The 12740-nt window shown below is 69.3% G+C and carries 12 protein-coding genes; 5 read left to right on the top strand and 7 right to left on the bottom strand.

The annotated features are described in order from the left end of the window. Positions 1–2: 2 nt before the first annotated feature. From CAL11_RS11195 to CAL11_RS11180, 4 genes are all read right to left on the bottom strand, one after another. Positions 3–485, bottom strand: coding sequence for a TRAP transporter small permease (locus CAL11_RS11195; RefSeq protein ID WP_086092974.1), 483 nt, complete (start codon positions 483–485; stop codon positions 3–5). Beyond that, a complete protein-coding gene (locus CAL11_RS11190; protein ID WP_068926259.1) occupies positions 486–1472 on the bottom strand; it encodes a DctP family TRAP transporter solute-binding subunit in 987 nt (328 codons plus the stop codon). 172 nt (positions 1473–1644) lie between these two features. Beyond that, positions 1645–2364 carry a FadR/GntR family transcriptional regulator gene (locus CAL11_RS11185; protein WP_068926258.1) on the bottom strand — a complete coding sequence of 240 codons (720 nt, stop codon included), beginning with the start codon at positions 2362–2364 and terminating at the stop codon, positions 1645–1647. Between the two features lie 116 nt (positions 2365–2480). Beyond that, a complete protein-coding gene (locus CAL11_RS11180) occupies positions 2481–2864 on the bottom strand; it encodes a DUF488 domain-containing protein (protein ID WP_086092973.1) in 384 nt (127 codons plus the stop codon). Between the two features lie 54 nt (positions 2865–2918). Here CAL11_RS11180 and CAL11_RS11175 point away from each other — a divergent pair, with 54 nt between their 5' ends. Then, positions 2919–3401, top strand: a complete 483-nt coding sequence (locus CAL11_RS11175) for a c-type cytochrome (RefSeq protein ID WP_068926254.1) — start codon at positions 2919–2921, stop codon at positions 3399–3401. A 12-nt stretch (positions 3402–3413) separates the two neighbouring features. On the opposite strand, the gene CAL11_RS11170 is transcribed toward CAL11_RS11175, so the two are convergent. From CAL11_RS11170 to CAL11_RS11160, 3 genes are all read right to left on the bottom strand, one after another. After that, a complete protein-coding gene (locus CAL11_RS11170; protein ID WP_086092972.1) occupies positions 3414–5111 on the bottom strand; it encodes an aspartate:alanine exchanger family transporter in 1698 nt (565 codons plus the stop codon). Positions 5112–5215: 104 nt separating this feature from the next. Further along, positions 5216–6589 carry a glutamate decarboxylase gene (locus tag CAL11_RS11165; protein ID WP_086092971.1) on the bottom strand — a complete coding sequence of 458 codons (1374 nt, stop codon included), beginning with the start codon at positions 6587–6589 and terminating at the stop codon, positions 5216–5218. Positions 6590–6988: 399 nt separating this feature from the next. Next, positions 6989–8842 (bottom strand): MFS transporter, encoded by a 1854-nt coding sequence (locus CAL11_RS11160; RefSeq protein ID WP_086092970.1) that lies wholly within the window; start codon positions 8840–8842, stop codon positions 6989–6991. Between the two features lie 112 nt (positions 8843–8954). On the opposite strand from CAL11_RS11160, the gene CAL11_RS11155 reads away from it, so the two are divergent. The 4 genes from CAL11_RS11155 (at position 8955) to CAL11_RS11140 (ending at position 12711) form a co-directional block, all read left to right on the top strand. Next, entirely contained in the window at positions 8955–10457 is a 1503-nt protein-coding gene (locus CAL11_RS11155) for a sensor domain-containing diguanylate cyclase (protein WP_086092969.1), read from the top strand. 93 nt (positions 10458–10550) lie between these two features. Next, a complete protein-coding gene (locus CAL11_RS11150; RefSeq protein ID WP_033465093.1) occupies positions 10551–11102 on the top strand; it encodes a sigma-70 family RNA polymerase sigma factor in 552 nt (183 codons plus the stop codon). Further along, positions 11092–11898, top strand: a complete 807-nt coding sequence (locus CAL11_RS11145) for an anti-sigma factor family protein (protein ID WP_244172947.1) — start codon at positions 11092–11094, stop codon at positions 11896–11898. Before CAL11_RS11150 ends, CAL11_RS11145 begins: the two co-directional genes overlap by 11 nt. 90 nt (positions 11899–11988) lie before the next feature. Further along, positions 11989–12711, top strand: coding sequence for a TerC family protein (locus CAL11_RS11140; RefSeq protein ID WP_086094566.1), 723 nt, complete (start codon positions 11989–11991; stop codon positions 12709–12711). The last annotated feature ends 29 nt before the right edge of the window (positions 12712–12740 follow it).

The raw sequence follows: 12740 nt of genomic DNA, 5'->3' as shown, positions 1-12740 counted from the left end.
TTTTAATCCTTTGCCGCGACGGGGTCGGCCGGTTGGAACAATTGCGCCAGGTGCACCACGATGGTGATGGCGCACGCCACCGGCAGGGCGAGATAGACCGTGCCGGCCGACACGTCGAGCGCGGGCAGCGTCTGGTCCATGGTCAGTTCGGCCAGCTGCCAGCCGGCATAGCCCAGCGCGGCCAGGCCGACGATGATCAATACCTGGTTGACGCGGTCGCAGATGGCCAGCGCGCGCGGGTTGCGCACGACGAACGGCAGCAGTCCGGCCATCAGGTGGGTGCGTTCATGGCTGCAGGTGACGCCGCCGATGAAGGCGGCCCACACCAGCACCAGGCGCGGCAATTCCTCGGCCCAGTGCGGCGTGGTGTGCATCACGAAGCGTTCGAACACAACGTAGGTAATCAGTCCGGCCAGCAAGGCCACCGCCAGGGCGGCGATGGCCTTGCTCAGGCCGGACAGCGCGTGCGAGATCCGGCCCAGCATTTACTTGGCCTCGCGGTACTTCTGCAGCAGGCCCATCAGCTCGGGGCCGTAGGCGGTTTCGTAGGTCTTCCAGACCGGCGCGACGGCGGCGGCGAAGGGGGCCTTGTCGACTTCGTTGACCTGCATGCCCTTCTCCTTGAGCTGCGCGACGAACTGCAGGTCGCCTTCGGTGATCATCTGGCGTTGCGCGTCGCGCCATTTGTCGGCGGCGGCCTGGACGATCTTGCGGTCGTCGGCCGAGATGCGGTTCCAGATCGGCTTGGAGACGATCAGGTTGGCCGGGCCCCAGACGTGGCCGGTCAGCGACAGGTACTTCTGGACCTCGAAGAACGACGAGGTGTAGATGATGGACAGCGGGTTCTCCTGCGCGTCGAACACCTTCTGCTGCAGGGCCGAGTAAAGCTCGCCGAAGGCCAGCGGCGCGGGGTTGGCGCCCAGGGCGGTGAAGGTGTCCAGGCGCATCTTGTCGGGCGTGACGCGCGTCTTCAGGCCGTTCAGGTCGGCCGGGGTGTTGACCGGGCCGCGGTTGTTGGTCAGGTGGCGAAAACCGTTTTCCCACCACGACACGATCACCAGGTTCTTCTTCTCGGCCAGCTTGGCCAGCGCCGCGCCCAGTTCGCCGTCATAGGCTTTGTAGGCCTGCTGCGAGGTCGTCCAGGTGTAGGGCAGCTCGACGATGCCGAACTTGGGCTCGATCGGCTGCAGCGAGCCCGAGCCGATGATGGCCGCGCCCTGGCTGCCGATCTGCAGGCCTTCGAGCATGGTTTTCTCGTTGCCCAGCTGGCCGCTGGGGAACAGGATGAAGTTGACGCGGCCGTCGGTCTTTTCCTTGACTTCGGCGGCAAAACCTTCGGCGGCCTTGTTCCAGCTGTGGCTGGGGGCCAGGACGTGGCCCAGCTTGATGTCCAGGGCGTGGGCGGCCGGGGCGGCTGCCAGCGCCAGGCCGGCGGCGGCGAACAGGGAGGTCAGGGTACGGGTCAGCTGCATGGTTTTCACCTTGAAATGTTCTGGCTTGTGAAACGTCGGGAGGAACGAAGCCGGAAACCGCCGGCGCAAGCGGGCCCAGGCCGACGCGCGAGCGTGTCGGCGGCAAGGCGGGAAATCGGAAAGCAGGGCGCCGGCGTCGGGCGCGGGAGGCGGACGGGCCGCCGGGATCAATTCATCGGATGGCTCCGCTGCCAAAGTCTTCACGCAGGCGCGCCAGGATGCCGACCAGATGGTCGTGCATGGCGTGGCGGGCCCGGATCGGATCGCGGTCGACGATGGCCGCGAGGATGCGTTCGTGTTCGCGCTCGGCGGCTTCCCAGACCTTGGTCGTGACGAAGTGCTGCTCGAGCCGGCTGAATACCGGGCTGGTGGCGCTGAGGTGCCAGATGTGCGAGATGGCGGCGGCCAGCGCGGCGTTGCCGCAGGCGGCCGCGATGGCGCCGTGGAAGGCCTGGTCGTGGGCGCCGGGCGAATCGCTCAGCGACATCGCCGCGTGCGCCGACGAGATGGCGGCGATCTGGGCGGGCGAGGCCTTCTGGGCGGCCAGCGACGCGCACTCGGGCTCCAGCAGCAGGCGCGTGTCGAGCAGGTCGAACGGGCCGATGTCGGTGTGGCCGGGCAGGGGCGCCGGGGCGATGCCGTAGTCGCCGTCGGCGCGCGGCGCGGCCACGAACACGCCCGTGCCCACGCGGACTTCGACATAGCCTTCGATTTCCAGGGCGATCAGGGCCTCGCGCACCGAGGCGCGGCTGACCTGGAGCTGCTCGGCCAGTTCGCGCTCGGCCGGCAGGCGGCCGCCGGCGGGAAAATCGCCCGCGCGGATGCGGCCGGCGATCTGGTCGGCGATCATGCGGTACAGGCGCGTGGGCGCGACGGCTTGGAAGGATCCCATGGTTGGTGGTGTGTCCGGTTATCTGGTGGCCCAGTGGTCAGGCCACTAATATACCGAAGCGTCCGGCGAATAAAAATAGCGGGCGTAGGCGAATCCGGGCTTTCTAGGGAAAACCACTAGGTCGCGCCGCGCCCGGCCGCCGCCAGCGCCAGCAGCGCCTCGCGCAGCACCACCGCGTTGTTGTGCTCGGTGTCGCGCGCGCCGTAGACCAGCGTAAGCGGGCCGGCCGCGGCCTGCGCCAGCAGGGCGCGCAACTGCGCCTGATGCGCCGGGGCGCCCAGCTCGGCCAGGTAGCGTTCGCGAAACGCCGGCCAGCGGGGCGTCTGGTGGCCGAACCACTGGCGCAGCGCCGCGCTGGGCGCCAGGTCCTTGATCCAGTCGTCCAGCGGCAGGGCGTCCTTGCGCAGGCCGCGCGGCCACAGCCCGTCGACCAGCACGCGCCGCCCGTCGGCGGGCGCGGCGGCCTCATAGGCGCGCTTGAGGTGGATGGCGGGCTTCATGGGCGCGGGCGCGTTTGCGCATACACTGGGCGGCCTGTTCGAAAGAGAATATTCATGAGGCGGTTTCCTGGGCGGATGCTGAAGTGGCTGGTCCTGGCCGGCGGCCTGGCGACGGCGGCTGGGCTGCTTGCCTGGCGGCTCGCGCCGTCTTCCGACTATATCGCGCCCGCGGCCGGACAGGACCGCCTGCGCGGCCAGGCCATCTACCAGGCGAACTGCGCCGCCTGCCATGGCGCGCAGCTCGAAGGCCAGCCCGACTGGCGCCAGCGGCTGGCCAGCGGGCGGCTGCCGGCGCCGCCGCACGACGCCAGCGGCCATACCTGGCACCATCCCGACGCGGTGCTGCTGGACATCATCCGCCACGGCATGGTGCCGGGACGCCACGCGCCGGACGGCTACCAGAGCGACATGCCGGCCTACGCCGGCGTGCTGTCGGACGAGGAGATCGTGCTGGTGCTGGCCTATATAAAAAGCACCTGGCCAGGCCAGGTGCAGCGGGACCAGCGGGCCGCCACGCAGCAGATGACGCCGCGCTAGCGTGGCGGCGCCTCAGTGCGCCAGGACCATGGCGAAGTAGCCGAACACGGTCAGCAGCACGCCGGAGACGGCGTAGCCGACCGGGAATCCCAGCCAGGGCACGCTGGAGCCGACTTCCTTGGCCGCTTCGCGCGCCGGTCCCGAGTGGCTGCGCGCGCCGGCGGTGGCGCCCATCAGCAGCGCGGGGTTGATCTTCATGATGTGAAAGCCGATGGCCCACACGATGATGGGCGGGATGGTCGAGGCGAGAAAGCCCACGATGAAGATCTTCAGCGCGATCGCGCCGGTCAGCTGGGTAAGCAGGTCGGCGCCGGCGTTGATGCCGACGATGGCCACGAAGCCGATCAGGCCCAGGTCCTCGAGGATGTTGCGCGCGGCGTTGGGGGTGTTGCCGAAAAAACGCAGCCGCGAGGAAATCGACGAGACGATGATGCCCGACAGCAGCAGGCCGCCCGCGTTGCCCAGGCCCACGTTGGCGCCGAACGCCGGCACTTCGATCAGCCCGATGAGAAAGCCCAGGATCATGCCGAACGACAGGGTCAGCAGGTCGGTGGCCGAGCTGTGGCGCGCGATCACGCCGAAGATCTCGCCGGCCTTGCTGACGGCCGGCTGCAGGCCGGTCACGAACAGCACGTCGCGCTTTTGCAGCGTGGTTTCCAGGCCGATGGGCAGCGGCACGCCGCTGCGCTCGATGCGCTGCAACTGGACCTGCCCGGCCAGTTCCGAGCCGCGGAAGGTCTTCAGCGGCCGGCCGGTCACCTCCTTGTTGGTCACCAGGATCTCGGCCTGGTCCAGCGGGATGTTCAGCGCGCGGGCGTCGGGCACCTCGGGGCCGAGCACGCCCATGTTGGCGGTCATTTCCTCGAGGCGGCCGCCCAGCGCCACCACGTCGCCGTGCTGCAGCACGGTCTCGGCCGAGGGCCCCAGCAACTGGTCGCCGCGCTCGACATTGACCACCTGGTACTGGGGGAAGCGCGTGCGGAACTGCTGGACCGTCTTGCCGACCGACTCGGGGTTCTCGACCCGGTAGGCGCGCAGGTCGAACGGATGGAAGGCCGTCAGCCCGGCGTCGTCCACGTTGGGCACGCCATGGGCTTGCTCGAACTCGCGCGCGGCGGCCTTGGCGTCCACGCCCCAGATGCGCGGCAGGTACTTGCACAGCAGGATGATGCCGACCGTGCCCCAAATGTAGGTGATGCCGTAGGACAGCGCGATCATGGCGCTGATCTGCTCGGGGGATTCCGAACCCAGCGACAGCACGCCGGCGCTGACGGCCTGCTCGGCCGAGCCGATGGCCGCCGACATGGTCTGCGAGCCGGCCAGCATGCCGCCGGCCGCGCCCAGCGGCAGGCCGAAGAACTGCGTGCCCAGCACCACGATGGCCAGGCCCAGGATCGGCGCGATGATGGCCAGGATGGCGTAGTTGATGGATTCCTTGTTCAGGGCATTGACGAAGGACGGGCCCACTCGCAGTCCCACGCCGTACATGAACAGGTAGTAGAGCAGCGACTTGGCGAATTCGTCCAGGTGGAACTTGACGCCGTAGGCCGCGCCCACGGTGGCGACCAGGCAGCCGACCACGATGGCGGCGGCGACCGCGCCCAGGCCGTAGCCCTTGATGGAAAACTTGCCGACCCAGACCGCCAGGCCGATGGTGAGAAACAGCAGTATGTACGGGTTGTTGCCCAGAAATTGCACGAAAGCCTGCATGGTCTATGCTCCGCGATTCGTCCAGTCAACCGTGCGATGCCCGGCCGGCGCATCGCACGCCTTGCGCCCATGGCGGCGGACCCGGCCGGGCCCGCCGCGCGGCCCTAGCACTTGGCCGGCGAGGACTTGTGCGCTTCGTGCAGCGCCGGCGGCGTGGCGGTCCCGCCGTGCTGCTCCAGGTACTTGCAGGCCTTGACGATGTCTTCGGCCAGCAGCAGCGCGACGTTGCGGTTGATGTGCGGGCGCACCACCACGCGCAGGCTGCGCACCGATTCCGCGTCGGGCGGCATGGTGTAGGCGGAAATCACCCAGCCGCGTTCGCGCACCTTGTTGGACACGTCGAACTCGTTGAACTTCTTGACCTTGGGGTCCAGCGTGACCGCCACCACCGGAATGCGCTGCGTATCGTTCATGATGGTGAAGTAGCCGCTGTCGACCAGGTGCTGGCGCAGCGCGATGGCGTTGTCCAGCGTGCGCTGCATGACGCGCTTGAAGCCGTCGAAGCCCAGGCGCAGGAACTGGTAGTACTGCACCGCCACCTGGAACGAGTTGCGGCTGAAGTTGAGCGTGGCCGTGGGCATCTCGCCGCCCAGATAGTTGACGTAGAAGACCAGGTCCTCGTTGAATACCTTGCGTTCGCGGAAGATCACCCAGCCCAGGCCCGGCGGCGTCAGGCCGTACTTGTGGCCGGAGGCGTTGATCGACTGCACGCGCGGCAGGCGGAAGTCCCATTTGTAGTCGGGATACAGGAACGGATTGACGAAACCGCCGGAGGCCCCGTCGATGTGCATGGGCACCGAAATGCCGGTCTTCTTCTCGTAGGCGTCGAGCCAGTCGTGGATGCCCTGGATGTCATCGTCCTCGCCGGTGAAGGTCTGGCCGGCGATGGCGACCACCGCGATGGTGTTCTCGTCGACGTACTTGTCCAGGTCTTCGGCGGTCAGGCAGTACTGGCCGGGCTTGAGCGGCACGATGCGCGGCTCGACGTCGAAATAGCGCAGGAACTTCTTCCACACGATCTGCACGTTGCCGCCGGTGACCATGTTGGGCCGGGTGGCGTCCTTGCCTTCGCGCTCGCGGCGCTGGCGCCAGTTCCATTTGTGCGCCAGGCCGGCCAGCATGCACGCCTCGGACGAGCCGATGGTGGCCGTGCCGTAGGGATCGACGTCCTTGGGGCCGTTCCACAGCTGGTGCAGCCACCTGACCATGCGCTGCTCCATGGCGAACAGCTGGGGGTACATGTCATGGTCGATGTAGTTCTTGTACATGTTCTTTTCGGCGATCCGGACGGCTTCCGGTTCGGCGAAGGTCGTCACGAACGACGACATGTTCAGCATCGGGTTGGTGTCGGTCCACTCGTCGCTGAGCACCAGCGCCTGGGCGGCGCGCGCCGACATGCCCTCGACCGGGAAGTGGTCTTCCGGGACTTCGATGTTGAACTGGTCGTAAGGCGTCATCTGTTCTGGCGATTTGCTCATGCTGGATCTCCGAAGTGAACTGGCGTGGAACAAGGACAGAGCCGGCGGAAACGCGGCCGGCGTGCATAAGACGGGATGCTGGGGCGCGGCGCTGCGCGCCGCGCTAGCGAGGACAGTGCGGCGGGACGGGCAGGAAGCGGGGGCGCGGCGCGGGGCGGGCCGGCGGGAGGCCGGCGGCAGGGGCGCGGAAGGTATTGCAGGACATGGACGAGCTCACATAAATGATGATTTATGCAAACCGTTGCCTACTTGCGGCAGCGGGCCGACTTTCGACGCGACGGTGGCTCAGTATGGAGAATCGCCCTGGGCCACATGCGTAGGATGATGCCTAATGTTGATACGGATCACCATGAAATTTGAAACTTAACGTAACTTATATTCCGCGGTTCGCGGGTTTTTCTAATCCGCGGTTACCGGCCCCATGGCGGCCTGCGCGGGGCCGGCGGGGGCCGGCGGGGCGGCATGGCCGCGCCCGCCCGCGGCGCTGACCGAGATGTAGCTGACGGCGTGCGTGACCCGCGGCGGATTGGGCCCGCTGTGAAAGGCCTGGGCCGCGTCGATGGCCATCTTGTCGGCCAGCGTCATGCGGTCGTTCATGCGCAGATACTGCAGCCAGGAGTCGACCACGAACATCTCCGACCAGCGTTCGGCGTCCTCGAGGTCGCGGAACAATTGCCACTGGTCGGCGCCGTTGCGCATGCGCATCAGCCGCAGCGGGCCGGCGGCGTCGATGAAGGCGCGCGCGCGTTCGGCGGCGATGAGGTACTCGATCGAAACCAGCACCACGCCATGGCGGGCGTCGAAGTCCGATTGCCCGGCGGGCAGGGCAGCCCGCGGCAGCACCGAGAGGCATTTGTCGTCGACGTGGTCGGGCAGCCGCGACCGGTACAGCAGCGCCACGGTGAACAGCAGCGCCACGCCGGCCGCCGCCATCGCCCCGCGGGTGCCCATGCTGCCGGCGAAGTGGCCCCAGATGAACGAGCCCAGCGCCAGTCCGCCGAAAATGGCGGTCTGGTACAGCGCCAGCGCGCGCGCCTTGACCCAGTCCGGCACCAGCAGCTGCACGGTGGAGTTGTAGGTGGCCAGCACCGCGATCCAGCACGAACCGGACAGCAGCAGCGCCGGGAACACCACCCACAGGTTTTCGGTTGCGCCCAGGGCGATCAGGCCCAGCGCGAGCAGGGCGGCGGTCACGCTGATCAGGCGGCTGACGCCCAGCCGCCGCTGCACCGCGCGGATGCCGAGGCTGCCGGCGATGGCGCCCAGGCCCAGGGCGCCCAGCATGTAGCCGTAGAGCGAGGCGCTGCCGTTGTCGTGCTCGTGCGCCAGCACCGGCAGCAGCGCCCACAGGGCGCTGGCCGACAGGCCGAACGAGAAGGCGCGCATCATGACCAGGCGGGTCACGTTCGAGTACTCGGTAAAGCGCAGCGCCGCCACCACGCCTTCGTAGATGCGCTCGGGCGGCAGGGTGCGCGGCGGCGTGTCGCGGCGCCAGCGCCAGATCGCCCAGATCAGCGCGCCATAACAGAAGCAGTTCAGCAGGAATACCCACGGGGCGCCCAGGGCGCCCAGCAGCACGCCGCCGATGGCCGGCCCGATGGCGCGCGCGACGTTGTAGTTCACGCTGTTGAGCAGGACGGCGTTGCCCACGTACTGGCGCGGCACCTGCTCGCTGACGGCGGCCTGCCAGGCCGGGGTGACGATGGCGCTGCCGATGGACACCACGAACACCGCCACGATCAGGGTGACCGGGTGCAGCAGTCCAAGGAAGGCCAGCGCCGTGATCAGGGTGCCGACGATCAGTTCCAGGCCCATGCCCACCAGCATCACCTTGCGCCGGTCGTGGTTGTCGGCGACCACGCCGGTCACGATGGACAAGGCCACCAGGGGCAGGGCGGCGGCCACCTGGATCATGGCGACGATGAGCGGCCCGCTCTGGGCTTCGGTCACGATCCAGGCCGCGGCCACCGACTGGGCCCAGATCCCCAGGTTGGCGAACAGGTTGGCGATCCAGATCATGCGAAACGCCGGATAGCCGAACGGCGCCAGCACTCCGGGGTGGGATGGCGGCGGGGCGGCATCGGCGCTGGCGCGCGGCAGGTCTTCTGGGGCGGAGGCGGGTGCTTGCAGCATGGAGGCAAGGTAGGCGCGGCGCGACGCCGTCGGGTGTTTCGTACCTTCTCGCGCCGCGCCGGCCCTGTCAAGCGCACGCGGGTAGAACCGGATGCGGCGGCGTTTTTCCTGGTGTAGCATCCGTATGCCCGCCCCACGCGGCAAGGAAATGGCCGGCGGCGCATGACGCCTCTGTCTGGAGCTGACTATCTTGGCGCTTTCCGGGCCTGCACGCTTACTGAGCCGTATCGGCATGGTGACCGCACTGGGCATCGTGGCGGCGCTCGGCATCGTGATCGCGGTGGCCTCCATCCTGGCCCAGGACCGGCAACAGGTCTGGGAGCGCGAAGCCCGGTCGGCCCGCAATGTGCTGCAGGCGCTGGCCGGCGAATTCGAGCGCACGGTGACGGCCTACGACCTGGCCATCCGCGGCGTCATCGGCGACCTGGCGCAGCCGGACGTCGCGGCGATGGGGCCCGAGGCGCTGCACCGCCTGCTGTTCCAGCAGGGCGCGCGGCCCGACAACCTGGCGGTGCTCCTGGTGCTCGACGAGCGCGGCGACGTGATCCTGGATTCGCGCACGGCCGCCGTTTCGCCGCGCAACCGTTCCATGCGCGATTATTTCCAGGCGCATGTCGGCAACCCGGACGCCGGCCTGTTCATCAGCAAGCCCTATCGCAGCCGCAACCGCAACGGCGAGCTGAGCATCGCGCTGAGCCGCCGCCTCGCCCATCCGGACGGCAGCTTCGCCGGCGTGGTGGTGGCGGCGGTCAGCCTGGCGTATTTCCGCGATCGCGCGGTCCAGCTGAACGTGGGGCCGCGCGGCTCGATGACCCTGTTTCGCGACGACGGCATCGTCATCAGCCGCAAACCGTACGTGGAAGCGCAGATCGGCGTGGATCTGAGCGAGTCGGCCAATGTGAGCCGGTTCCGGCGCGAAGGCAAGGGCGCCTTCGTCGGCACCGCCATCCTGGACGGCGTGGAGCGGCTCTACCAGTTCGAGCGGGTGGGCAAGCTGCCGCTGATCATGGTGGTGGCGCTGTCCACCGACGACATGATGACGCCATGGCGCCGCCACGCCTGGGTGCTGGCCGGCGCCGTGCTGCTGCTGTGCGCGGTGCTGGTGGCGCTGCTGGCGGCGCTGGAGCGCGAGGTGCGCAGGCGCCGCAACGCCGAGGCCGAGCTGGCGCAACTGGCGCGCATCGACACCCTCAGCGGACTGCTCAACCGGCGCGCCTTCGCGCAGGTGCTGGCGCTCGAATGGGAGGCGGCGCTGCGCGGCCGCACGCCGCTGGCGCTGCTGCTGGTCGACGTGGACCACTTCAAGGCCTACCACGACTGTTACGGGCGTTCGGCCAGCGACGTGCTGTTGCGCCGCGTCGCCGATGCGGTGCGCGATTGCGTGCCCTATGCCGCCAATGTGGTGGCGCGCCATGGCGCCGACGAATTCGTGGTGCTGCTGCCCGGCATGGGGCTGCGCAGCGCCGGGTGGCTGGCCGAGCGCGTGCGCGCGCGGGTGCTGGGGCTGGCCGTGCCGCATCGCGGCAACCGCGGCGGCGTGGTCTCGGTCAGCATCGGCTGTACGGCCATGACGCCGCTGGCCGGCAGCGAGGCCGCGGTGCTGGTCGAACGCGCAGACGCGGCGCTCTACCTGGCCAAGTCGCGCGGCCGCAACCGGGTCGAGCGCATCGGCGACCCGAGCACCGCGGGGCGGGGGGCGGAGCGCGAGATGGCGCGCGAGCCGGGCAGCCCGTAGGCCGGCCCGGCGCAGGCCGGGGCGGATATTCAGGAATCTGTAAGAAATGGTAAGGTTGGGGATTATGCGCGCCGCTGGCGCGTCTAGCCCTCCATGACCGCCGATTCGCCAACCTTTCCCGTCGCCGCCCAGTTGCCCGCCTTGCGCGCCTATGCGCGCACCCTGACGCGCAACCCGCACGACGCCGAGGACCTGCTCCAGGAGGCGCTCACGCGCGCCTACGAGCGCCGCCATACCCTGCGCGCCGACGGCAACCTGCGGGCGTGGCTGATGGCGATCGTGCATAACGTCTTCGCCAGCGAATGGCGCCGCCGCCAGGCCGCGCCGGCGCAGGCCGCGCCGCTGCACGACATGGAGGATGCCGCCGCGGTGGCGCCGCCCCAGGAGCACAGCGTGCGGCTGGGGCAGATCGAGCGCGCTTTCATGCAACTGCCCGACGACCAGCGCGCCGCGCTGCACCTGGTGACGATAGAAGGCATGGCATACCAGGAGGCCGCCGACGCGCTGCAGGTTCCGATCGGCACGCTGATGTCGCGCCTGGGCCGCGCCCGCGCGGCGCTGCGCCGGTTCGAGGACGGCATGGGCGATGCCGCGGCCGACCGGCGCGCGCGCTTGAGGATCGTGGGAGGCCGCGATGCCGCATGAACCCGTGACCGAAATCGATCTCAACGCCTATGTGGACGGGCAGCTCGACCCGGCCCGCCGCATCGAGGTTGAGGATTTCCTGTCGCGCCACCCCGAGGAGGCCATGCGCGTCATGGCGGACCTGCGCCAGCGCGACGCGCTGCGCTGGGCGCTGGGCGCGCCGCGCCAGGCCCCGGCCGGCGGCGAGGACGACCTCGCCGCCGTGCACACCCGGCGCCTGGCGCGCCGGCTTGAGCGCGGGCTGGCCCGCCGCGGATTGAGCGACCGGCTGCGCCAGGCCGCCGCGGCGGTGCTGCTGGTGGCCGTCGGCTGGGCCGGGCATGTCGGGTACGCGGCGCGCTATCCGGACATGCGGCATGTGGTCGCGGCGACCGCGCCGTCCTTTGTCGAGGACGCGGTGCAGGCGCACCGCACCGCCAAGGTGCGCGCGGCCATGGCCTCGCAGCCGCGCGTGCCGCATCTGGATGCCGACGAATTGCTGCGCGCCACCGGCGTGCGCGTGCCGGCCTTGCCGGCTTCCTGGGCCGTGCGGGACGTGCAGGTCTTCCCCGGCCGCACCGGGCCCAGCGTGGAGATGGAAGTCGAGGCCGCCGGCCTGGGACGGCTGTGGGTGTTCGCCGCGCGCGAGCCTTCCCATGCCGCCGACGCGGCGCCGGTCGTCTCGCGCTTCCAGGACGCCCCGATCGCCTATTGGCAGCAGGGGCAGTGGGCTTACGCGATCACCGGCGACCTGCCCGATGCCGAACTGGGCCGCGCCGCCGGCCAGATCACTGTCGCCATGCTGGCCACGCCCTGACGGGCGCGTCCGGTGTTTCTGTTTTCACTACCGAGGAGTATCCCCGCATGACACAACACGTTATGGCGCGTGGCGCCGAAGGAGGCGCCCGTGCTTGAGTTTTTCCAGACCCTGAGCTGGGCCGCCGTATTCCAGATCATCCTGATCGACATCCTGCTGGGCGGCGACAACGCGGTCGTGATCGCGCTGGCGTGCCGCAACCTGGAGCCCAAGCAGCGCATGCAGGGCATTCTGTGGGGCACGGCGGGCGCCATCGGCTTGCGGGTCGTATTGATCGCCTTCGCGCTGACGCTGCTGACGGTGCCGTACCTGAAAATCGTGGGCGCGCTGCTGCTGCTTTGGGTGGGCGTGAAACTGCTGATCCCCGAGGATGACGCGCATGGCAACATCAAGGGAGGCACGTCCATCGCCGCCGCGGTCAAGACCATCATCATCGCCGACTTCGTGATGAGCCTGGACAACGTCATCGCGATCGCCGGCGCCGCGCAGGGCGCGGCGCAGGAGCATCAGCTGGGCCTGGTGATCTTCGGCCTGGTGGTCAGCGTGCCCATCATCATCTGGGGCAGCACCCTGGTGCTCAAGCTGATCGACCGCTTCCCCATGGTCGTCACCTTCGGCGCGGCGCTGCTGGGCTGGATCGCCGGCGGCATGCTGGTTACCGACGTGGTGGTGGTCGAGCGCTTCGGCGAAGTGTCGGGCGCCGCGAAGATCGCCGCCGAGGTGGCGGGCGCGCTGCTGATCGTGGGCCTGGGCCGCTGGTTCGCCAGCCGCAAGGCCGCGGCCGCGCCGCGGACCGCGCGCGAAAGCGCCTGACGGCATGGCGGCGGGGCGGGCGCGCGTCC

The organism is Bordetella genomosp. 6 (genome assembly GCF_002119705.1).
Lineage (GTDB): Bacteria > Pseudomonadota > Gammaproteobacteria > Burkholderiales > Burkholderiaceae_B > Bordetella > Bordetella bronchiseptica_F.
The sequence above is the reverse complement of the archived record's forward strand: the minus strand, read 5'-3'. Positions and strand labels throughout refer to the sequence as shown.